We start from the raw sequence: 23099 nt of genomic DNA, 5'->3' as shown, positions 1-23099 counted from the left end.
TTAAAATTAGGAGGTATCTGGTGGAAAATATTAAGGTTATAGTAATATTTGGTACAAGACCTGAGGCTATAAAAATGGCACCTCTTATTAAGGAATTAGAAAAAAATTCTCAAATACAATGCACGGTATGTGTCACAGCGCAGCACAGAGAAATATTAGATCAAGTCTTGGAAATTTTTGATATTGTACCTCAGTATGATTTAAACATAATGAAAGCGAAACAAAGCTTAACGGGGATAACATGTTCTGTTCTTCAAGGTTTAGAGGAGATTTTTGAAAAAGAACAACCGGATATAGTACTTGTACATGGAGATACAACAACAACATTTGCAGCGTCTCTGGCAGCTTTTTATAGAAAAATACCTGTTGGTCATGTAGAAGCAGGGCTAAGAAGTCATAATAAATTTTTTCCTTACCCAGAAGAAATTAATAGGAAGTTAACTGGCGCTTTAGCAGATTTGCATTTTGCACCTACAACGACCTCTAAAGAAAACCTATTAAGAGAGGGAATAGAGGGAAGTACTATTTTTGTTACGGGAAATACAGTTATTGATGCTATGAAGTTTACAATTAAAGAGAAGTATATTTTTGAAAATTGTGAGCTAAATGAAATTGATTATGAAAACAGAAAAGTCATAATGGTTACGGCTCACAGAAGAGAAAATTGGGGAATTGGAATTGAAAATATATGTAATGCTTTGAGAATTGTTGTTGAAGAAAATCGAAATGTCGAAGTATTATATCTAGTTCATCCTAATCCAGTAGTGAAAGATACGGTTTACAGCATTTTAAAAGGCGTAAGTAGGATACATTTACTTCAGCCTATAGATACAAAAGAAATTCATAATTTAATAAAAAAATGTTATCTAGTAATGACCGATTCAGGAGGAATTCAGGAAGAAGCTCCTCATTTAGGTAAACCAGTTTTAGTTCTTAGGCAAGTTACGGAGAGAGTAGAAGCGCAGCATGCTGGCACTGTAAGGCTAGTTGGGACAGATATAGATAAAATTGTATTGCATGCTAATAATCTTCTTAGAAATGCAGATGAGTATAATCACATGAGTAATTCAATTAATCCTTATGGAGATGGAAATGCTTCTGCTAAAATAGTAGATGAACTAGTGAATTACTTTGATAAAGATAAAACATAAAGGTATATGGGAAATGCAATTAAGGTACTAATAAATAATTTTTAAACTAAGTCTAAGGAGGCAGAAATTAAATTCTTAGACTTATTTTTTTGCGGTTTTTACAAGTGAATAAGTTTAAAATAACAGTTTACGAAGTGAAAAAAATCAAATGCATGTATAACAACGAAGTAGACTTAAATATATCGTTTATTATAATATACGGTATTTAAAAGCTTATACCTACTAAAATATCTAAATACAATGTATATTTTTACCGTTAGATGATAATTATAAGGTGAAATACGTAAAATAGCATAAAATTTTTGAATTAAAAGAATATATATATTGCAATTGTTTTAAAAATTAAAAAAAATTAATAGAAGATATATCTATTAATAGATTTTTTGTAAATGTTTAACTGAACAGAATCTATATTTTAAAGTTATTAAAAGTTAATAAAGCCACTAATATTGAGAAGAATAGTGAGAATATTACGAACATTTAGTACATTGAGCACATTGAAAGAAATAGATTAATTGAATAAAACAAGTATGTATTATTCTTTAAGCCTTAAAATATCTTAAAACAGAGATATACAGAAGAAACATAAGATTATTAATATAAAATCGACTTATAGCGCTATATAGCTTTGAAAATTAAGAAATACTAGGCTTTGTTTATGAAAATTAGTAGACTATAATATAAAAATATTAGCGAATGATGAGAGGAAGAAAAAAGTGAATGTTAAATCAGCACAGATGTATAAAAAAATTAATTTTTTTAACTTTTTTATAGCACTTATTGGGACTGTAGTAATTTATTTTATTAATAAGGAATACGCAGTGTTTTTTTTATTAGGTTTAATATTGGCAAGTATTAATTTGTTATTTAATTTAATATCTGTTAATTTTATATTATGCAAAGTAAAAAACAAATATGGAGTTGTTACTTTATTTGGCTTTGTATTTAGGGTGATTATAGTATGCGTAACAGGCTTGATGGTTTTTAATTATTCTAATTTTGCTATAATTGCGTTTATATTGGGGTATAGTTCACAATTGATTTCTCTAGTACTTTACGGAATTAATATTAAAGAGTGTGAAGGGAAGTGAGTAAGTGGCAACGATCGCACAACTACCTAGTGTGAATTTGTTTGGATATAATTTTCAAATTACAGCTAGTTTAATAACACAGTGGGTAATAGTTTTGGTATTGATATTACTAATAGCATTTATTAATAGAAATCTAAAAAAAATACCAGACAAAAAACAGAGTGTAGTTGAAATTTTTGTAGAATTTGTTCAAAAAACAATAGAAGAGACCATGGGTAAAAATTTTAAGGCTTTTGTTCCATTTATTGGTACATTAGGAATTTATCTTTTATCAATGAATTTAGTAGGTATACTTGGAATAAAACCACCTACTACAGACTATAGTGTAACTTTGGGAATGAGTTTAATTACATTTATAGTGATACAGGGTTATACAATTAAGAAATCCGGTGTTATACAGTATTTTACTGGCTATGCAAAACCATTACCTTTATTACTTCCAGTAAATATAATGGAGAGAATTATGTTGCCGGTATCTTTAAGTCTAAGATTATTTGGAAATATGTTTGCGGCAACTATAATTATGGAATTAGTTTATAGTGCATTGAATAGCGTTACTTGGGTGGCGCAACTCGGAATACCGATACCGTTACACATGTATTTTGATTTATTTGATGGTACTATCCAAATGATTATTTTTGTAATGTTAACAATGATTAATATTGTAATAACTTCAGAAGAGTAAAATAAAAATGAATAGGAGGAATATTTTATGGTTTCAACAGGATTTGTCGCAGGAATGTCAGCAATAGGAGCTGGAATAGCAGCACTTGGGGTTATAGGTGGTGGTATAGGAACAGGAAATGCTACAGCGAAGGCTGTGGAGGGTATTGCAAAACAACCAGAAGCTAGTGATAAAATAACAAGAGTGTTAGTTATAGGTGGTGCACTATCGGAGGCAACAGCTATCTATGGTTTCTTAATAGCGTTATTATTAATTTTATTCGGTGTAAAAGGTTAAAAAGAAATAGGTAAAGGGAAGGTAGGTGAAAGTTTCGGTTTCGTAATGGTAAAAGAAATTTATAAACCGAGATTTTATATATATGGAGATAGGGATGGACTTAGGTAATATTATAGCTGCAATGATAAATTTCCTTATACTACTTTTTATTGCTAAACGTTATTTATTTACACCAGTAAATAGGATTTTAGACACAAGAAAACAAGAATTAAACTCTTCTTTTGAACAAGCGAGGAATGATAAAGAAGAAGCTAAGAGATTGAAAATAGAAAATGGTGAAAAATTAAACTTAGCAAAAAAAGAGGGTAAGGAAATAGTTGAAAAATACAAACAAAAAGCAGAAAAGATATCTGGAGAATTAATTAAAGATGCAAAAAAAGAAGCTTTGCTTATTATTGAAAGATCAAGAGTCGAAATAGATAGAGAGCGAGAAAAGGCGCAAAGTGAAATTAAAAAGCAAGTCATAGATTTATCTTTAGTATTATCTGAAAAAGCTCTTGGACAGCATATAGGTGAAGAAGAGCACAGAAGACTGATTGAGGATTTTATTTTTAAGGTAGGTAGCTAAAATGTATGAATACTTAGATAAAAGATATGCACTTGCACTATATACAGTTGCCGAGGAAAAAGGGAAAGTTGAAGAATACTTAAATGACTTGCGAGAAATAGTTTCACTTATGAAGAATGACTCTGAGTTCCTAAAAGTTATTAAATACCCACAAATAAGTACTTCTGCAAAAAAGAAGATGTTTATTAGGATTTTTAAGGGCAAAATTGATGAAGATCTTTTATCTTTTTTACTTATTCTTATAGAAAAAGACAGAATATTGTTTACAGCAGAAAAACTTAAGCAGATGGAAAAAATCCACTTAGAGCGTAATAACACTTTAATGGTGGTGGTTAAAACAGTAATACCTCTCAAGGAAACCGAAAGAGAAAACTTGCGCATGAAATTATACAAAATGTATGATAAAAAAATCATATTTGATGAAAGATTAGATAAAAGCGTTATAGGCGGAGTGTATATAAGGGTTGGCGATGACGTTATTGATGGCACGATAAAAAGTAAATTAGAGGAAATGAAAAAATTAATGTTTAAATAGGAATGGAGGTGAGTTTATGAATATAAAACCAGAAGAAATAACATCCATAATAAAGAAAGAAATTGAAAGATATGAAAAGACGATTGACACTGTTGACTCAGGAACAATAATTCAAATAGGTGATGGAATTGCCAGAGTATATGGGTTAGATGAATGCATGGAAAATGAACTTTTAGAGTTTCCTAATGGAATATTTGGTATGGCACTAAATTTAGAACAGGATAATGTAGGATGTGTACTTTTAGGACCAGAAGAGGGCATCAAAGAAGGGGACATAGTAAAAAGAACTGGTAGAGTAGTAGAAGTTCCTGTAGGTGAGGCTTTAATAGGAAGAGTTGTAGATGCTCTAGGTGTACCAATAGACGGTAAAGGCCCAGTTAAGACTACGGAGACAAGAGCAGTAGAAGTCGAAGCGCCTGAAGTTATTGAAAGACAATCAGTTAAAGAACCACTTCAAACTGGAATAAAAGCAATAGACTCTATGGTACCAATTGGAAGAGGTCAAAGAGAACTTATAATTGGAGATAGGCAAACAGGTAAAACAGCTTTAACTATAGATACTATTTTAAATCAAAAGGGCAAAGATGTTATATGTATATATGTAGCTATTGGTCAAAAGCAATCTACTGTTGCACATATTGTTAATACCCTATCTGAAATGGGAGCACTAGATTATACAATAGTTGTAGCGGCTACAGCTTCTCATTCGGCACCATTGCAGTATTTGGCACCCTATGCTGGATGTAGTATGGGAGAATACTTTATGCATAATGGTAAGAATGTGTTAATAGTATATGATGATTTATCTAAACATGCGGTGGCATATAGAGCTATGTCTCTATTACTTCGTAGACCGCCAGGTAGGGAAGCTTATCCAGGAGATATATTTTATATTCATTCAAGACTACTCGAAAGAGCAGCAAAGCTTTCAGAAAAATTAGGTGGGGGTTCATTAACTGCCCTTCCTATAATAGAGACTCTTGCAGGCGATGTTACGTCATATATACCAACTAACGTTATTTCCATAACGGATGGGCAAATATTTCTTGAAGCTGAATTGTTTCATTCAGGGCAAAGACCGGCAGTTAATGCTGGAATATCTGTATCAAGAGTTGGTGGAAATGCTCAAATAAAAGCCATGAAGCAAGTTACTGGAACTTTAAGGTTAGAACTTGCTCAGTATAGGGAGCTTGCAGCTTTTGCTCAATTTGGTACGGATCTTGATAAAGATGCAAAAATGAGACTAGAAAAAGGGAAAAGATTAATTGAAATATTAAAGCAAGATCAATATATGCCAGTGTCAGTAGAGAAACAAGTTATGATCTTCTTTGCTGGGACAAATAACCATCTTATGGATATTCCGGTACATCAAGTAACGAGATTCGAGAGTGAGTTTTTGGAGTATATGGACACACATCATAGAGAAGTAGGTAAAGCAATAATGGATAATAAGGTACTAGATGATAAAATAAAACAACAACTTATTGAAGCTATAGATGAATTTAAAAAAATGTTCTTAGTTGAAAAATATTAACGACATTTTAGAGGCGAGTCGTTAGTGTAGCACCTAAAGGTGATGATATTAATAGCGCCTTTAGGTGATAATTAATTTGTCTTGATAATATATTATCAAGACTAAAGAGAGGTGAAACATGGCAGGTATGGGGCTTATTGCAATTAAGCGAAGAATAAAATCCATAACAAATACTACAAAAATTACCAGAGCCATGGGATTAGTTGCCACATCTAAATATAAAAAAATAAGAAATAAGGTGGATGTTAACAATAATTATCTATATAGGCTTGAGGAAATTGTTAAACAGGTTAAAGATAATTATGAAGATGATAGTATCTATACACGAGGAAACAATAACAGCAAAAAATTGTATGTTGTATTGACATCAGATACAGGTCTTTGTGGTGGATTTAATTGGTCAGTAGTTAATGGACTAACTAATAGCATAAAAAGCAATAAAGAAGATTACAATGTAATAATTGTAGGTCAAAAAGGTAGAGCTTTACTTAAAAAAATTAATATTGAAACTGTGGCTGAATACGTTGAAATTTTAGATGTGCCTACTCAAAAGGAAGCTTCTACTATTAGTAATCGTGCACTTGGTATGTATAGTAGCGGAGATGTTGGTGAAGTTTACATTGTTTATAAAAAGCTAATTTCGGCATTGAAAAATGAAGTTATAATTGAAAAGTTACTTCCTCTAGGTTCTGATAATGAAGAGAATGGCAGTAAAGAGTATGTAGATATTGAGGCAATAGATGAAAACGCAATATATGAGATTACCTCATTATTTTTAAGTGGTAAAATGCTGAATTCTATGCTGCATTCAAAAGCAAGTGAGCACAGAGCTAGAATGGAGTCTATGGGATCGGCTACTAACAACGCCAATGATATACTTGATAAACTTAATTTAAGTTATAATAGGATTAGACAAAGTGCAATTACACAAGAGATTTCAGAAATAGTTGGAGGAGCGGAAGCTCAAAGGTAAAAGGGAGTGAAAACAATGCCAGGACATATAGGAAAAGTAGTTCAAATAATAGGGCCTGTTATAGATATAAAGTTTGACTCAGATAGTCTTCCCAATATTTACAACAGTATTGAAATTCAGATGAATGATAGAGTGGTTGTAGCCGAGGTTGAACAGCATATTGGTGATGATATTATAAGAGCAATAGCTATGGAAGGCACAGAGGGATTAAGCCGCGGTCTTGAGGCAGTTGATACAGGTAGTCCAATATCAGTTCCAGTTGGGAATGTAGTACTAGGAAGGCTGTTTAATGTTCTTGGAAAGCCTATGGATGAAATGGGAGAAGTTAAAGTAGATAAATATATGCCTATTCACAGGTTAGCCCCAACATTTGCAGAACAGTCTGTTGAGCCAGAAATGTTTGAAACAGGTATTAAGGTAATAGACTTAATAGCGCCATATCAAAAAGGTGGTAAAATTGGTCTTTTTGGTGGGGCAGGAGTTGGTAAAACGGTTCTTATTCAAGAACTTATGAATAATATTGCAAAAGAACATAATGGACTTTCAGTATTTACCGGAGTTGGTGAGAGGACTAGGGAAGGTAATGATCTTTATAATGAAATGAAAGAGTCAGGAGTTATATCTAAAACGGCTTTAGTTTTTGGACAGATGAATGAACCACCTGGAGCTAGAATGAGAGTTGCGTTAACAGGGCTTACCATGTCAGAATATTTTAGAGATCATGGTCAAGATGTACTTTTATTCATAGATAATATATTTAGATTTACACAAGCAGGTTCAGAGGTGTCTGCGCTACTTGGCAGAATACCAAGTGCGGTCGGGTACCAACCAACACTTGCTACGGAAATGGGACAATTACAAGAGAGAATTACATCTACAAAACAAGGATCTATTACATCTGTTCAGGCTGTATATGTACCGGCAGACGATTTAACTGATCCTGCACCAGCTACTACATTCAGTCATCTTGATGCTACTACAGTGCTTTCTAGAGGGATAGTTGAATTGGGCATTTATCCAGCGGTAGACCCACTAGAATCTACTTCAACAATGCTTGATCCTAGAATAGTTGGTAGGGAACACTATGATGTTACAATAAAAGTTAGACGTATCCTTGAAAGATATAAAGAACTTCAAGATATTATTGCAATATTAGGGATAGATGAATTATCTGAAGAGGATAAGATGGTAGTATTAAGAGCGCGAAAGGTTCAAAGGTTTTTATCTCAACCATTTACTGTAGCGGAGCAATTTACAGGAATGAAAGGTAAATTTGTACCAGTAAAAGAAACGGTAAGAGGATTTAAAGAAATCATTGAAGGAAAGCATGATGACTTACCTGAAGCGGCATTTATGTTTGTTGGATCTATAGAAGAGGCAGTAGAAAAAGCGAAAACTATGGCTGGTTAATAAAGTATTTTAAGAATATGTGCATAGAAATGGAAGTGTATTTATATGGAAAATCATATAAAGCTTACTATACTTACTCCGGAAAAGGAGTTTTATAGTGGTGAAATACTGAGTTTGAACACGGAGAGTGATGATGGCAGATTTGGTATTTTTGCCAATCATGTTCCTATGATATCTCCATTAAAACCTACGGTGACAACATTTACAGATGTAAGTGGTAAAAAGTTAAAAGCTTTTACATCAACGGGAGTTTTAAGAGTGATTCAAGGTGAGGTAGAAATGTTATGTAGTGCCTGTGAATGGCCAGAGAATATAGATGTTGAAAGAGCAAGGCAGGCTAAAGAAAGAGCAGAAGAAAGATTGAGACATAAGCATGGAATTGGTTTTATAAGAACAGAGAATGCTATTTTAAGAGCGCTTGAAAGAATCAAGACAAAAGGATAGAGATTATAAAATGAGGATATTAATATATCTTCATTTTTTTTTGATAAAAAATGGCATTTGATTTTTTTTAGCACATTTCCACTAAAATTTTATATATTAATAATATAAAGAATGGATATATACTAAATATCAATTTTTAAAATAACCCTACCTATATAATGAATCAAATAGCCCTCTTCACACTTGTGCTGGGGGATGATTTTATTAATAACATGAATATTAAAAAACCATTATTTATAGAATAAAAAAATAAATTATGGTCAAGAATTTAATTGAAGGGTAGGGGGATTAAAATGAAAAGAAAAAGTATCGCACTTTTGTGTATAGTATTAAGTCTAATTATTTTACAAATTAATGTTAAAATCTCAAATGCACAGGAGGTAGTTAATTTATTCGATGAAATATTACTCCAAACTAAAAGCAAAACTGTGGAGTATGGATTGAAAACATGCTTTAAAACTGGAGAAGAACCAAAACAATTTTGTGACTATTTAGTTAAGTCTTTAGAACTTAATAACAGAAAAATAAAATTAAACATTTCCGAAAATGAGAATTCTTATTGTATAGAGTTTTCTGGTGAAAATGTTGAAGGATATATAGAAGCATTAAAATACAAAAATGAGAATGATATAACGATAAACATAAGTAAGATAGGTAACGAAAATGGACTAGTATCTCTTAAAAATAAAGTTAGCACTAGTATTGGCTATAGAGGCAAAAACATCAAATACTTTCAATACCTAAAGGCGAAAATGGGAGAGAGTAGTTCAAGTGTTAAAAATGAAGACATTTATGGTGTTAATAATAGGATAATAAAAGTTTTGAAATCCCATGGGACTTACAATATTGAGACTGTGAGTATAAATAATGGACTAAGTACTATAGCATATACTAAAAAATACGATGAGCTGGTAATCAATAAAAAGTCAATCGATTTTAATTATGCTGTATGTAATTATTCATCTGGAAGATACATTATCATTGGTACACCTGAAATAATTACAACTTATTAAAAATAACAATATAATGGAGGAAGTAAATGAATAAATTAGTTATAAAAGGTGGGAAAAAATTAGAAGGTGAAGTGGATATAAGTGCATCTAAAAATTCGGTTCTTCCTATACTTGCAGCAACAATATTAAACGGTAATAGTTGTACCATTGAAAATGCTCCTATGCTTGAAGATGTATTTGTAATTTGTGATGTATTAAAATCTCTTAAAGCAGATATTAATATAGATAAAATTACTAAAATGGTGAAAATTAATACTACTAATTTATTTAATAATGGAGCTAATGATGAATTAGTTAGAAAAATGAGAGCATCTTTTTTAATAATGGGTCCTATGCTTGGAAGATTTGGAAACTTCAAAATTTCTCTGCCGGGTGGATGCAATATTGGAACTAGGCCTATCGATCTTCATTTAAAAGGATTAGCAGCTTTAGGTGCAGAAGTATCAGTAGGTCACGGGTATGTGGAAGCAAAAGCAAAAAAACTAATAGGCAGCAATATATATTTAGATTATCCGTCAGTTGGGGCAACGGAAAATATAATGATGGCAGCAACGCTAGCCGAGGGAGAAACAATAATAGGAAATGCAGCAGAAGAACCAGAAATTGTAGACCTAGCAAAGTTCTTAAGGGCTATGGGAGCAAAAATATATGGAGAAGGAACAGACACTATAAGAATTTTAGGCGTTAAAGATTTTAAAGAAGTTGTTTATAAGCCGATATATGACAGGATAGAGGCGGGTACATTTATGATAACTGCTGCAATAACGAAAAGCTTGTTTAAAATTAATGGTATTGATGAAATTCATTCAAAACCAATAATAGCAAAACTTACAGAGATGGGAGTAGGAATAGAAATTAATAAAAATAGCATAATAGTTGATGGTAGGAAAAAGTTAAGCCCAATAGATATAAAAACTATGCCATACCCTGGGTTCCCTACAGATATGCAAGCTCAGATGATGAGTTTACTGTGTACAGTAAAAGGAACGAGTATAATTACAGAAACTATTTTTGAGAATAGATTTATGCATGCCACAGAATTAAAGAGAATGGGAGCAAATATAAAAATAGATGGTAGAAGTGCCGTAATAGAAGGTATAGATAGGTTTACAGGTTCAGAAGTTACAGCTACAGATTTGAGAGCGGGAGCGGCATTAATACTTGCAGGACTTACAGCAGAGGGCACAACTACAATAAATGATATATATCATATTGATAGAGGCTATGTTTCTATTGAGGAGAAATTAAAGGGACTAGGAGCAGACATAGAAAGAGTGAGTTCTCATAAATAACAGGGAAATTCAATAAGCGATAAAAATATATGGCGGTTCACTTATAATTTAAACTTGGATAGTTGGAATATATAAGTGTTATATTCCAATTATTTTATAATAAGCACCTAAAAATAATAAACTAGCACAATGACTAGTATATTATTTTTGGGTGCCTTTTGGTTACAACTGGTCTAAATCTTTTTATCCGTTATCTCTATTAATAAATGCATAATAGTATGCACTATTATTTTACAGGGATTTAGTCAATGGAAAAAAGTAATATTTTTTATAGTTATTTAATATGTATAAGGTAAAGGTTGTTTTATAACGAGAGGAGAAAAAAATGAGAAGAGTTTTTATTACAGTACATTTAAAAAATATCCTTCTATTAATAACTGCATTTATTGCATTTATAGTTATTACTTCTGTTTTAATAGTGGGGGTAGGAAATAATAAAAGTATAAATAAGGGTAAAAACTCTGCAATTAAGGTAGAAGACAATGAAAATATTATAAAATATGGTTCACTAGCCAAAATCACTAAAGTTAAAGTTTTTATGTCAAAAGAAAATAATATAAAAGAACTTAGTTTAGAAGAATATGTTACGGGAGTTGTTGCAGCGGAAATGCCAGCTGATTTTGGAATAGAAGCTTTAAAATCTCAAGCAGTGGCGGCTAGGACTTATGCTTTAGCTCATGTCACAGAAATGGGTGGAACCCCATGTAAAAATGGTAATGGAGCTGATTTATGCGATACAGTCCACTGTCAAGTTTATAGGACTAAAGAAGAGCGTATAAAAGAATGGGGAAATTCTGGTGAAAAAAATTGGAATAAGATTAAAATGGCGGTTAAAGGAACATTAGGACAAGTTTTAACATATAACAACAACTTAGTAATGGAACCTTATTATTTTGCAACTAGCAGTGGGAAAACGGAAAATTCCGAAGAGGTATTTAGCGATAGCATACCTTATTTAAGGAGTGTAGAAAGTCCAGGCGAAGAAAGAGCAGGAAGCTTTAAGAGTAGTAAAATTTTAAAGTATAAAGATCTAAGTCGAATTATAAATAAAAACTATAATAATGCTAAGGTAACCTCAACTAATATTAAGAAACAAATAACGGTAATTGATAGGACTGAGGCAGGGAGTGTTAAGAGTATTAAGGTAGGGAATATAACCATGACAGGCAGTAAGTTTAGAACAATGCTCGGTTTAAAATCATCGAATTTTGAAATGAAGTTTAATTTAAACAATATAGAAATAGATTGCAGCGGATATGGTCATGGTGTAGGGATGAGTCAATGGGGTGCGGATGCGATGGCGAAAGATGGGAAAACCTATATTGAAATATTAACTCATTATTATCAAGGGACTGTTATATCCAAATGAAAAAAAATACACATAAGCTGGTTATCCTATATAAAAAATGGATAATCAGCTTTGCTTTTTATAAAAATAAACTTGAAGATGATTTAAGCAAAACTAAGGGTGAATAATTTAAAATTTAAAATATGTTTTAAACTATAAAATATAAATATTATTAAAATGTAGATTAACTTAAATAAATTTTAGGAAATATGTATGTTTTAATAAAATATGGACAAAAATACAAATGGAGGTGTTTGTATGAATAAGAATGAAAACAATAAGACATTAAATTTTTTTAAGAAGGAAGGATTCTATGTAATTTTATTTGTTTGTTTATGTATAGTAGCTTCAGTGGCGTCTATAACAGCAAATAATAATAAGAAGCTTTCAAGCAAGCAAGAAGCATTACAAAAACAACAAGCAAATGCAGGAGATGTTATAAAAGCGCAACAAAAAGAATATGAGGGTGCTCTTCAAGTAAAAGAAGAAAAGAAAGCTAAGGCTGAAGCGCTTAAAGCGGTACCAGATATCAAAAAGGTTACAACAGGAAAAGCGGCATCAGCAGTATCTAAATCAGTTAATGCTAAATTTGAAAATCCCGTAGCAAATGGATTACTAGCAAGGGCATATTCAAAAGATATTGATTCAGTAGTGTGGAAGACTGATGGAAGCTATAGGACAAATTTAGGTATTGACATTCAAGCAAAAATAGGGGAGCCAGTTGTAGCGGTTATGGATGGAATAGTTAAAGAAGTTGGTACTGACGTTAATGGCCAAAAAGGTAAGATGGTTAAGATTGATCATCAAAATGGATTTATTACTAACAGTACTAATCTAGATGAAAAAATATTAGTAAAAAAAGGCGATAAAGTAACTAAAAAACAGCAAATTGGTACAGTGGGAAACACTAGTTTAAATTCATTTAAGGAAGAATATGGATCTCACTTACACTTTGAAGTTCTGCAGAGTAATAAGAATGTTGATCCTGCTAAATATGTAAAATATGAGAAATATCAACCTGCAGAAACTAAGAAATAACCAATAACCATCTCAATTAGCCATTTTTTAAAAATATATTAGAAGATGACTAATTGGAATGGAATTTAAAAGCAAGATAATGCATATTTATAAATATATAAGGGTTAAGGAGGCAACACTTGAAAGACTATATTGAAGATCGAGTACTAGAAGTTGCTAAGTACATTATCGAGTCAAAATCTACAATAAGAAGAACTGCCAAAGTGTTTGGCGTTAGCAAGAGTACTATACACAAGGATATGACGGAAAGATTACCCACAATAAATCCTCAAATTGCCAGCGATGCAAAAACAATTTTGGATATAAATAAAGCTGAGCGGCATATAAGAGGCGGAAGAGCAACTAAATTGAAATATAAAGAAGCACAAGGATAAAAACATTCGAAGCTAAAAACTATAAAAAAATTTTAAAATTAAAAGAGGGTTTTCTTATAGCTTTATAGAATAGAGTTTAGTGTAATTTAAATATTGAATATACTAAAGAGCAGGAGTGGTTTTGAAATGTTTTTTTTTAGAATGGGTACAGATATGGGAATAGATTTGGGTACATCTACAGTGCTTGTATATATTAAAGGAAAAGGTGTTATATTAAAAGAACCTTCTGTTGTTGCCATAGATAGAAATAATAATAAGGTATTGGCAGTAGGAGAAGAAGCTAGGCAAATGATAGGAAGGACACCAGGCAATATTGTGGCAATACGCCCTATGAGGGACGGTGTTATTTCGGATTATGACATAACTGAAAAAATGTTAAATCATTTTATCAAGAAGGCTTGTGGGAAAAGAAGGCTATCTTCTCCAAAAGTTGTAATATGTGTACCTTGCGAAGCAACGGAAGTAGAAAGAAGAGCGGTAGAAGATGCAGGTAGAAATGCCGGAGCTAAGAAAGTTCAACTTATAGAAGAACCACTAGCAGCGGCAATCGGAGCGGGACTCGATATTACTAGAGCAAGTGGTAATATGGTTATTGACATTGGTGGAGGCACGACTGATATTGCAGTTATTTCTTTAGGAGGCATGGTTGTACGTGAATCAGTTAAAGTAGCTGGTGATAAGTTTGATGAAGAGATTATAAAATATATCAGAAAAAAACATAAATTAATGATTGGTGAGAGGACTGCAGAGGATTTAAAAATCAACATAGGTTGTGCTTATAAACAAGAAGAAAAGACAAGCATGGAGATAAGAGGGAGAGATTTAATTACAGGTCTTCCTAAGAATTTAGAAGTATCATCAGAAGAAATGAGAGAAGCTTTAAAAGAGGCGGTATATTTAATAGCAGGATGTGCACATTCCGTATTAGAAAAAACACCACCTGAGCTTTCAGCAGATATAGCTGATAAAGGTATAGTTATGACTGGTGGAGGTGCATTGTTAAAAGGCTTAGGTAAGCTCATACAAGAGGTTACTAAAGTTCCGGTATATCTAGCGGAGGATCCGATTTCATGCGTAGCACTCGGAACAGGTAAAGTATTGGATTATATGGATAAGTTAGATAATTCATTCAATGGAAGAGAATTATGCTTAACAGAATAAAAAGTATAAGCAAGCTATAAAAATAAGCAATACAATTATTAGTTTAATTGCATTGCTTATTTTTATATTATATAAGATTTGTAAGTTTAAATTGTGGATAATTATTTAAAACTAATTAAAGCATGTTAAACAGGGCTCAAATTATTTTCTTCATTGGTAAGGGAGTGCAAATAGTATGAATGCAAGAGGGATCTGCTTAAAACATTAGCAATATCCATTACCAAGCTCAATCTTATGTTTCTATTTGTAAATAATTCACTATCATCACTTGAATCTACTATACCTATTAATGAAAGAGTGCCTACCTTAGGAAGGGTTTTCCCTACACCTTTGCCAGGATGAATTGGATAATTTCTAGCTTGGAGTTCTCCAATATTTGAAATGTCTCCTAAACAAGCATCTACACCTATTATAGTACAATTTGGGTGCAATGCATTTATTTTAGATAATTTACTATCTATGTTTAAGGCATGAATTGGATTATCTATAGTGCCATATACAGGTAATGGAAAGGAACTATTTTTTAAAAGTGTACCAACTAAAGGACCTAGACAATCGCCTATACATCTATCGGTACCTATGCAAACAACTAAAGTATTTTTGTCAATATAGTCTTTTAGAAAATTAGAAAGTGTATAGTATGCTAAAGGATCTTTATAATGGGTTTTAGCTTTACTCAAGAAATATACCTCCTTGTATTGCGCTGGGGAAAAATTATTAGTTTCCTATGAATAATTTATATGAATAAATCCCGTGTATTATTATAATAAAGAATAAAAAAATGATTAATTAAAAAATGATATATAAGTATATTAACTATATGAAGGAAAACCAAATAAAAAATATAATAAATTATTTGTGCAAATAGTAAGTTGTATCAATGCTTAATATTAAGCAAATATGCGAATAGTATAGTTATGGAGAGAAGAAGTCGTTTATTAAAGGATAATAGACTTGAAATTAATTAATTAAAGTTGTATAATAATTCTTGTCGACACGGTAAAACGGTAAAACGGCAAAATGATAAAACATAATATGCTGGCATGGCTCAACGGTAGAGCAGCTGACTTGTAATCAGCAGGTTGTAGGTTCAATTCCTATTGCCAGCTCCATAAGTGGAGGAGTTCCCGAGTGGCCAAAGGGGGCAGACTGTAAATCTGTTACGTAATGTTTCGATGGTTCGAATCCGTCCTCCTCCACCATTTATAATGGTTTACAATAAATTATGGTTTACAATAAATTATGGGAGCATAGCTCAGCTGGGAGAGCATCTGCCTTACAAGCAGAGGGTCACAGGTTCGAACCCTGTTGTTCCCACCATAATAATCTTTTTAAAATAGAATAAAATGCATGCTGGCATGGCTCAACGGTAGAGCAGCTGACTTGTAATCAGCAGGTTGTAGGTTCAATTCCTATTGCCAGCTCCACATATGGAGGAGTTCCCGAGTGGCCAAAGGGGGCAGACTGTAAATCTGTTACGTAATGTTTCGATGGTTCGAATCCGTCCTCCTCCACCAAAAGACATCTATAGATGTCTTTTTTTATTTTTTACAGGGTTTAGATTCTGTTGACACCATAGAATGCATATGGTATTATAATTAAAAGTTAATAATTGATAACTCTTATCAAGAGAGGTGGAGGGAAAAAGGCCCTATGAAACCCGGCAACCGGTGCAATGCACCATGGTGCCAATTCCTGCAGTTATAATCTGCAAGATAAGGGAGATGATTAAATCACCTCTTCTTATATTTGGAAGAGGTTTTATTTTTTTATAGGGAAATTTTAGAGAATAGAAGGGAGAATTATAATGAAAAGATTATTTACATCAGAATCCGTTACAGAAGGACATCCAGACAAAATTTGTGACCAAATTTCAGATGCTGTACTTGATGCTATTTTAGAGCAAGATCCTTATGCTAGGGTTGCTTGTGAAACAGCGGTTACTACAGGAATGGTTTTAGTAATGGGAGAGATAACAACTAGTTGTTATGTAGATGTTCCTAAGGTTGTTAGGAATACCATTGAAGGCATAGGATATACTAGAGCAAAATACGGGTTTGATGCTAGCACATGCGCTGTACTTACGTCTATTAATGAACAATCAACAGATATAGCTATGGGAGTAGATGAGGCATTAGAATCTAAAGCAGGCGAGATTGATAAGGTTGACGCAATAGGTGCTGGTGATCAAGGCATGATGTTTGGATTTGCAACTAATGAGACACCAGAATACATGCCACTACCAATTGCTATGGCTCACAGATTAGCAAGAAAGTTAAGCGAAGTAAGAAAAAATGGCACATTAGATTACTTAAGACCGGACGGAAAGACTCAAGTTACTGTAGAGTATGAAGATAATAAGCCAGTAAGAATAGATACTATTGTTATTTCAACTCAACATGCAGAAGAAGCAACTCATGATCAAATTGAAAATGATTTAAAAGAGCATGTAATAAAACCTGTAGTTCCAAGTGGATTATTAGATGAAAATACTAAATATTATATAAATCCTACAGGCAGATTTGTAATTGGAGGACCGCAAGGAGACTCTGGTTTAACAGGAAGAAAAATAATAGTAGATACTTATGGTGGATATGGAAGACATGGAGGTGGAGCATTCTCAGGAAAGGATGCAACAAAAGTTGATAGATCCGCTGCATATGCTGCAAGATGGGTTGCTAAAAATTTAGTTGCTGCAGGAGTTTCAGATAAATTGGAAATTCAGTTAGCTTATGCTATAGGTGTAGCTAAACCGGTATCTATAGAGGTCGAAACTTTCGGAACAGGAAAAATTGACGATGATAAAATAGTTCAAATAGTTGAAAAAGTATTTGATTTAAGGCCAGCTGTAATTATAAGAGAATTAGAACTAAGAAGACCTGTTTATAAACAAGTAGCTGCCTATGGACATTTTGGAAGAATTGATTTAGATCTTTCATGGGAAAAACTAAACAAGGTTGATGAAATAAAAAAGTACGTATAATATAAAAAAAGGGATAACAATTATTAATTGTTATCCCTTTTTAGTGCATGTGATTATTAAGTAGTATTTTGATAAAACCTAAGATAGGGGTATACTGAACATAAGAGATGTAAAATACATATGATATAATAACATTAATAATAATATTATTGCTAATAATATTATTATTAATGTTATTATATGAATTTATAAATAGGAGAGATTTTATGCCGGAAATACAAGGGATAATCGAAGATGTAGTATTTCATAATGAAGAAAATGGATATATAATTGCTCATTTGAATGATAATAAAAAGCAGATAACTGTGGTAGGCATTGTGCCATATATAAGTGAAGGGCAGAACCTGAAATTAACGGGGGAGTGGGTTACTCATCCTCAATTTGGCAAGCAATTTAGAATAATACAATGTGAGGAAATAATACCTAGTTCACTTGAAGGTATAGAAAAATATTTAGCTTCAGGAGTTATTCAAGGAATTGGACCAATAACTGCTAAAAAAATTGTACAGCACTTTGGTGAAAACACCATGAATATATTAGATAATGAAATTGAAAGATTAAAAGAGATTGATGGTGTAGGACAAAAAAAGATTCAATTAATTTTTGAATCATATTCTAAGCAACGAGAAGTTAAAAATATAATGATATTTCTTCAAACATATGGAGTAACACCTAACCAATGTGTGAAAATTTATAAAAAATATGGAGGAGACTCTATAAAGGTAGTACAGGATAATCCTTATGTGTTAACTGAAACCATTTCTGGAGTAGGATTTAAAATTGCAGATAAGATAGCACAAAGTTTAGGCATTGACAAAGAGTCGCCTTTCAGAATACAAAGTGGAATTAATTATGTGGTAAATGAATTTTGCGCTATGGGAAATACTTATATGCCGTTAAACAAATTATACCAAGAATCTAAAAATATTCTTGGGGTTACGGCTGAAGAAATTGAAAAAAATGTTTATGATAATGTATTGCAGGGAAAATTGAAAGTCGAAAATATTGATGAAGAAGACTGTGTTTTCACTATGCCGTTCTATTACTGTGAATTAGCTATTACTAAAAAAATTATAACCTTATCTATAGAAAAGTATGACGAATTAGAAATAGACATAGAAGAAAAGATTAATGACTTCGAAGAAGAAAAAAACATAAAATTTGCAACGTCTCAAAAGACTGCTATTTGTGGTGCTGCAGAAAATAGTATTGAAATAATAACGGGAGGTCCAGGTACTGGCAAAACTACTATAATTAATTGCATTATAGAGGTATTTGAAGAAGCAGGAATGAAAGTTTATATGGCTGCGCCCACCGGAAGGGCTGCCAAAAGAATGACAGAGGCTACTGGTCGCGAAGCCAAAACCATACATAGGTTATTAGAACTTGGAGTAGGCAGAGATGATGGGTCGCAGTTCTCTAGAAGTGAGGAATCGCCTTTAGATTGTGATGTGCTAATTATTGATGAAGCATCTATGATAGACATAATGCTTATGAATAGTTTATTAAAAGCTATCAGCGTAGGAACTCGACTTATAATTGTTGGTGATGTTGACCAATTGCCATCTGTCGGACCGGGTAATGTACTAAGAGATATTATTGACAGTAAATGTGTTAAAGTAGTTAAGCTTAAGGAGATTTTTAGGCAAGCACAAGAAAGTATGATTATTGTGAATGCTCATAAAATTAACAATGGCGAGATGCCTATTTTGAATAAAAAGGATAAAGATTTTTATTTTATTGAGAATAATGAGCCGGAGAAAATCTTGGACAGTATAATTGCTTTAATTAATACCAGATTGCCAAAATTTAACAAAGAGTGGGATAAGATGAAGAACATTCAAATACTCTCTCCTATGAGAAAAGGGATATTGGGTATAGAAAATCTAAATGGAAAGCTTCAGCAAATATTGAACCCTAAATCTAAGTATAAAAAGGAAAAGGAATATAGGAATACTATATTTAGGGTAGGCGACAAGGTTATGCAAATTAAAAATAATTACTCTATAAAATGGAAAAAAATTAATGCAAAAGCTGAAGATGGAGTGGGCATTTTTAATGGTGATGTAGGGTATGTTGAAGATATTGATGAAGATAATGAAAATGTTATTGTGATTTTTGATGATGACAAACGGGTAGAATATGAAGGTGTATATTTAGATGAACTAGCTTTAGCGTATGCTATTACAATACATAAAAGTCAAGGTAGTGAGTTTGAAGTTGTAATTATGCCTATGTTTATGGGGCCCCCACTTTTAATGAACAGAAATTTACTTTATACAGGGATAACTAGAGCAAAGAATATGGTTGTTTTAGTGGGAGCAATAAAAGCTGTTAATTTCATGAAAGATAACAACAGAAGTTTCGAGCGGTACTCCGCTTTGGGCTGGAGAATAAGGCAAATAGTAGATGCAAATGTGGGCCATGATGAAAATTAGATTGATTTGTTTGGAAGAAATATTAAATTGCAAAGGAGATTTTACATGCTTTTCTACGCAAAATTAAACCTTAGTAAAGAAAAAGATGAGATTAGCAAAGAAATTTTAAGATGTTCTTTAAACAGCAAAAAAAGAATTGATGTTGTATCTATGTTTTACAATTCCTCTGATATATTGTTAGAAACTATAATTGAATATGTTAATGAAAAGAAAAATATATTGTATATAACTAATGAAAACCAGAGGAGTATTGATATTATTTACTTCATAAATAAATTTAGTAATTTAGGTCAATATGTATATTCACCTGAAACGAATTATGGCAGTGTGAATGAGTATTTACATATATGCAATCATGAAAATGCGTTAAAACTCCAAGAAAAATTTGATTTGATTATTTATAATGATATTAGAAGTTTTCCTAAATACACTAAGCAACAAATAAAAAAAGTGTTATTAAGAATGTGTAAAGCAAATAGTGTAGCTATAGCCTATTCTGTAGAGAATGTTTTAAGCGAGGGCACGCCAATAATGTTTCCGTTAAAAAACAATAATATTCCGATTATAGAGCCTAGAATCATAACTACGAGGATAAATCTTAGTACGGATATACCTTTGGTTGTTTATCAATATTTGAATTGGTCAATTATATCTAATAGAAAGGTAATAATATTTACACCAGATGAGGAAAAAACTATAGCGGTCTTTGAGTATCTATGTAATTTCAAAGAAAAGTTAAGTGAAAATATTTTTTTGTTTATTAGTAAAAAAAGCGATGCTAATATTAAAGTAAAGTTCATGAATGAAGATGAGGGGATAATAGTCACTAATGACTTTGAAGAAAGTTATTTAGAATTTCATTCAATTGATGTTATAGTTTATTTTGCTGATAATGATAAATATAATCATAAGCAACTATTATATTTATCAAGTAAGGTTGGGAGATATGAAAGTATACAAAGGGGAGAGGCTATATTTTTAGCTAATGTTGAAACTGTGCAAATGGATAAAGCTAAAAATATAGCTAGAAAATTTAATGAGAAAGCGTGGGAGCGAGGATTATTAAATATATAAGAAAAATACTTTATTGTTTAGTTCAGCTCATATATTCAGGCGATGAACAGTGCGTGATTTGTAGTGGATATAGTGAGGAAAGTGAAGCTTTGTGTACTAAATGCAGAGAAAAATTGAAGCGCTGTGTGCAAAGCTTTTGTATAGGTCGCAATGAAGAAAAATATCTTGTTTGGTCAGTGTTTTATTATTCTAATATAGTAAAAGAATTAATTATTAGGCTTAAATATAAAAGCGATTTTATATGCGGTGAAATCTTAGCGGAATACATGTTACAACTTGTAAAAAGCAATGAATTACAGTTTGACTTAATATCTTATGTACCTATGACTAAAAAAGCTTTAAAAAATAGGGGGTATAACCAAAGCGAGTTTTTGGCAAGCTATTTATCGCGATTTTTAAATATTCCAGTGATTTGCAACTTGATTAAAACTGAGGATACTAAAGATCAAATAGGTCTCAATGGCGAAGAAAGATGGAACAATATGGAGAAATGTTTTGAGATCCAAAAAAATGAAGCTATAAAAAATAAAAATATTTTGCTCATTGATGATGTTATAACCACTGGGGCTACAGCGTTTCATTGTGCTCACAAACTGAAAGAAAGTGGGATAAATAATATTTATATATTGACAATAGCCAAAAGTAATGTATAATACGTATTGTAGTAAGTTAGGTTTGTGGTTGAAAGTCGATGCCAGTCGCAGGCGAAACGATCCACGTAAGTTAAACAAAGTTTAGCGAGCATGGTGCGGCTTAGAGGTTAGTCCTGCCGTTTAGTAGACGAGAGTGTTAGTAGTGAGAGGGTAATTCTGGGTAGCAAAAGCTCCAGCAGGCGAGTGTGGGGTCAAAGACCAGGTCAACTAACTTAATATATAAAAACTCCTAATATTATATTAGGAGTTTTTATTTTATTGGTACCTAAAAATATCGAATATAATTTAAATTGTATTAATATTATGTGAATTCTGATTTTAATGGTTGCTATTTAGCATTAAAAGTAATAGAATTGAAATATAAAACATATATCATGCTTAGCAATTAAGCAGTATGTAGATATTAGAGAGGGGCTGTAAGTATGAAAGTCAAAGTAATAGGAAGAAATATAGAGATAACAGAAGCCTTGAAAAATATTATAGACAAGAAAATAGCAAGATTGGATAAGTATTTTAGTCCAGATGTGGAAGCACAGACAACATTAGGCGTTTGTAAGAATAGACATACAATAGAAGTTACAATCCCTTTTAATGGAGTTATTTTAAGATCAGAAGAGCAAAATGAAGATATGTATACATCATTAGATATTGTAGTTGATAAATTAGAAAGACAAATTAGAAAAAATAAAACAAAATTAGAAAAAAGGAATAGAGGAACATCTCTTAAATTTCAAGGCATACCAAAATATGATAAGAACGAAGATGATGGTATAGATCCTAAGATAGTAAAGATGAAGAAATTTGCATTTAAACCTATGTCAGCAGAGGAAGCAGTACTTCAAATGGAACTCGTTGGTCATAGTTTCTTCGTATATATGAGTGATGGTAGTTCAGAGGTAAATGTAGTATATAAAAGAAAAGATGGAAATTATGGTTTGATAGAACCAGAATTTTAAAATATATTAAATTTAAAGGATTAAAGTAAATTTACTTACTTTAATCTTTTTTTAACTTAAAAAAAGTATAGTGAAAAATTATTAATGATAATTTACAAAATT

General features: G+C 31.8%; 22 protein-coding genes, 5 tRNA genes and 1 riboswitch. Of the genes, 26 read left to right on the top strand and 1 reads right to left on the bottom strand.

What is annotated here, in order from left to right; genetic code table 11:
• Positions 1-20 precede the first annotated feature (20 nt).
• The 16 genes from wecB to mreB all read left to right on the top strand — a co-directional run bounded on the left by wecB (position 21) and on the right by mreB (position 14893).
• Complete coding sequence (wecB, locus tag ACWJKE_RS11500; RefSeq protein WP_220320218.1) at positions 21-1151, top strand: non-hydrolyzing UDP-N-acetylglucosamine 2-epimerase; 1131 nt, start codon at positions 21-23, stop codon at positions 1149-1151.
• A gap of 716 nt (positions 1152-1867) precedes the next feature.
• A complete protein-coding gene (locus tag ACWJKE_RS11495; RefSeq protein WP_220286868.1) occupies positions 1868-2242 on the top strand; it encodes an ATP synthase subunit I in 375 nt (124 codons plus the stop codon).
• A 4-nt stretch (positions 2243-2246) separates the two neighbouring features.
• On the top strand, positions 2247-2927 hold the full coding sequence (locus tag ACWJKE_RS11490; protein ID WP_165413063.1) for a F0F1 ATP synthase subunit A: 681 nt from the start codon (positions 2247-2249) through the stop codon (positions 2925-2927).
• A gap of 27 nt (positions 2928-2954) precedes the next feature.
• Positions 2955-3203 carry an ATP synthase F0 subunit C gene (gene atpE, locus ACWJKE_RS11485; protein WP_165413064.1) on the top strand — a complete coding sequence of 83 codons (249 nt, stop codon included), beginning with the start codon at positions 2955-2957 and terminating at the stop codon, positions 3201-3203.
• Positions 3204-3297: 94 nt separating this feature from the next.
• A complete protein-coding gene (locus ACWJKE_RS11480) occupies positions 3298-3771 on the top strand; it encodes a F0F1 ATP synthase subunit B (RefSeq protein ID WP_187351425.1) in 474 nt (157 codons plus the stop codon).
• 1 nt (position 3772) lies between these two features.
• Entirely contained in the window at positions 3773-4306 is a 534-nt protein-coding gene (locus ACWJKE_RS11475) for a F0F1 ATP synthase subunit delta (protein WP_216303352.1), read from the top strand.
• Between the two features lie 16 nt (positions 4307-4322).
• Positions 4323-5840 carry a F0F1 ATP synthase subunit alpha gene (atpA, locus tag ACWJKE_RS11470; RefSeq protein WP_165413066.1) on the top strand — a complete coding sequence of 506 codons (1518 nt, stop codon included), beginning with the start codon at positions 4323-4325 and terminating at the stop codon, positions 5838-5840.
• Between the two features lie 118 nt (positions 5841-5958).
• Positions 5959-6813 carry an ATP synthase F1 subunit gamma gene (gene atpG / locus ACWJKE_RS11465; protein ID WP_216303351.1) on the top strand — a complete coding sequence of 285 codons (855 nt, stop codon included), beginning with the start codon at positions 5959-5961 and terminating at the stop codon, positions 6811-6813.
• A gap of 15 nt (positions 6814-6828) precedes the next feature.
• Complete coding sequence (atpD, locus tag ACWJKE_RS11460) at positions 6829-8223, top strand: F0F1 ATP synthase subunit beta (RefSeq protein WP_216303395.1); 1395 nt, start codon at positions 6829-6831, stop codon at positions 8221-8223.
• 45 nt (positions 8224-8268) lie between these two features.
• A complete protein-coding gene (locus tag ACWJKE_RS11455) occupies positions 8269-8667 on the top strand; it encodes a F0F1 ATP synthase subunit epsilon (protein ID WP_216303350.1) in 399 nt (132 codons plus the stop codon).
• Positions 8668-8960: 293 nt separating this feature from the next.
• Positions 8961-9680: a YwmB family TATA-box binding protein gene (locus ACWJKE_RS11450; protein WP_220286869.1), complete on the top strand. Its 720-nt coding sequence runs from the start codon at positions 8961-8963 to the stop codon at positions 9678-9680.
• A gap of 26 nt (positions 9681-9706) precedes the next feature.
• Positions 9707-10972 carry a UDP-N-acetylglucosamine 1-carboxyvinyltransferase gene (murA, locus tag ACWJKE_RS11445; RefSeq protein WP_216303348.1) on the top strand — a complete coding sequence of 422 codons (1266 nt, stop codon included), beginning with the start codon at positions 9707-9709 and terminating at the stop codon, positions 10970-10972.
• Between the two features lie 325 nt (positions 10973-11297).
• Positions 11298-12341, top strand: a complete 1044-nt coding sequence (spoIID, locus tag ACWJKE_RS11440; RefSeq protein ID WP_220286870.1) for a stage II sporulation protein D — start codon at positions 11298-11300, stop codon at positions 12339-12341.
• 237 nt (positions 12342-12578) lie between these two features.
• On the top strand, positions 12579-13358 hold the full coding sequence (locus ACWJKE_RS11435) for a M23 family metallopeptidase (protein ID WP_216303346.1): 780 nt from the start codon (positions 12579-12581) through the stop codon (positions 13356-13358).
• A 119-nt stretch (positions 13359-13477) separates the two neighbouring features.
• Positions 13478-13732 (top strand): sporulation transcriptional regulator SpoIIID, encoded by a 255-nt coding sequence (gene spoIIID, locus ACWJKE_RS11430; RefSeq protein ID WP_165413074.1) that lies wholly within the window; start codon positions 13478-13480, stop codon positions 13730-13732.
• A 126-nt stretch (positions 13733-13858) separates the two neighbouring features.
• Entirely contained in the window at positions 13859-14893 is a 1035-nt protein-coding gene (gene mreB / locus ACWJKE_RS11425) for a rod shape-determining protein (protein WP_216303345.1), read from the top strand.
• Between the two features lie 125 nt (positions 14894-15018).
• Here mreB and yyaC read toward each other — a convergent pair whose 3' ends face one another.
• Positions 15019-15573 carry a spore protease YyaC gene (gene yyaC, locus ACWJKE_RS11420; RefSeq protein ID WP_216303344.1) on the bottom strand — a complete coding sequence of 185 codons (555 nt, stop codon included), beginning with the start codon at positions 15571-15573 and terminating at the stop codon, positions 15019-15021.
• Positions 15574-15930: 357 nt separating this feature from the next.
• Here yyaC and ACWJKE_RS11415 point away from each other — a divergent pair.
• The 10 genes from ACWJKE_RS11415 (at position 15931) to hpf (ending at position 22997) form a co-directional block, all read left to right on the top strand.
• A tRNA-Thr gene (locus tag ACWJKE_RS11415) sits at positions 15931-16005 on the top strand.
• Positions 16006-16010: 5 nt separating this feature from the next.
• Positions 16011-16095: transfer RNA gene (locus tag ACWJKE_RS11410), tRNA-Tyr, on the top strand.
• Positions 16096-16137: 42 nt separating this feature from the next.
• Positions 16138-16213, top strand: a tRNA-Val gene (locus ACWJKE_RS11405).
• Between the two features lie 32 nt (positions 16214-16245).
• A tRNA-Thr gene (locus ACWJKE_RS11400) sits at positions 16246-16320 on the top strand.
• Between the two features lie 5 nt (positions 16321-16325).
• Positions 16326-16410: transfer RNA gene (locus ACWJKE_RS11395), tRNA-Tyr, on the top strand.
• A 102-nt stretch (positions 16411-16512) separates the two neighbouring features.
• A riboswitch (SAM riboswitch) is annotated at positions 16513-16615 on the top strand.
• 85 nt (positions 16616-16700) lie between these two features.
• Complete coding sequence (metK, locus tag ACWJKE_RS11390; RefSeq protein ID WP_220286871.1) at positions 16701-17876, top strand: methionine adenosyltransferase; 1176 nt, start codon at positions 16701-16703, stop codon at positions 17874-17876.
• Positions 17877-18082: 206 nt separating this feature from the next.
• The gene (recD2, locus tag ACWJKE_RS11385) at positions 18083-20314 is read left to right on the top strand and encodes an SF1B family DNA helicase RecD2 (protein ID WP_220286872.1); all 2232 of its coding nucleotides are present in this window, start codon (positions 18083-18085) and stop codon (positions 20312-20314) included.
• 45 nt (positions 20315-20359) lie between these two features.
• Positions 20360-21388, top strand: a complete 1029-nt coding sequence (locus ACWJKE_RS11380; protein ID WP_216303968.1) for a hypothetical protein — start codon at positions 20360-20362, stop codon at positions 21386-21388.
• Positions 21361-22041, top strand: coding sequence for a ComF family protein (locus ACWJKE_RS11375; RefSeq protein ID WP_258280592.1), 681 nt, complete (start codon positions 21361-21363; stop codon positions 22039-22041). Before ACWJKE_RS11380 ends, ACWJKE_RS11375 begins: the two co-directional genes overlap by 28 nt.
• 422 nt (positions 22042-22463) lie before the next feature.
• Positions 22464-22997, top strand: a complete 534-nt coding sequence (gene hpf / locus ACWJKE_RS11370) for a ribosome hibernation-promoting factor, HPF/YfiA family (protein WP_165413081.1) — start codon at positions 22464-22466, stop codon at positions 22995-22997.
• Positions 22998-23099 lie beyond the last annotated feature (102 nt).

The sequence above is a fragment of the Clostridium sp. CM036 genome (genome assembly GCF_055081135.1).
The sequence above is the reverse complement of the archived record's forward strand: the minus strand, read 5'-3'. Positions and strand labels throughout refer to the sequence as shown.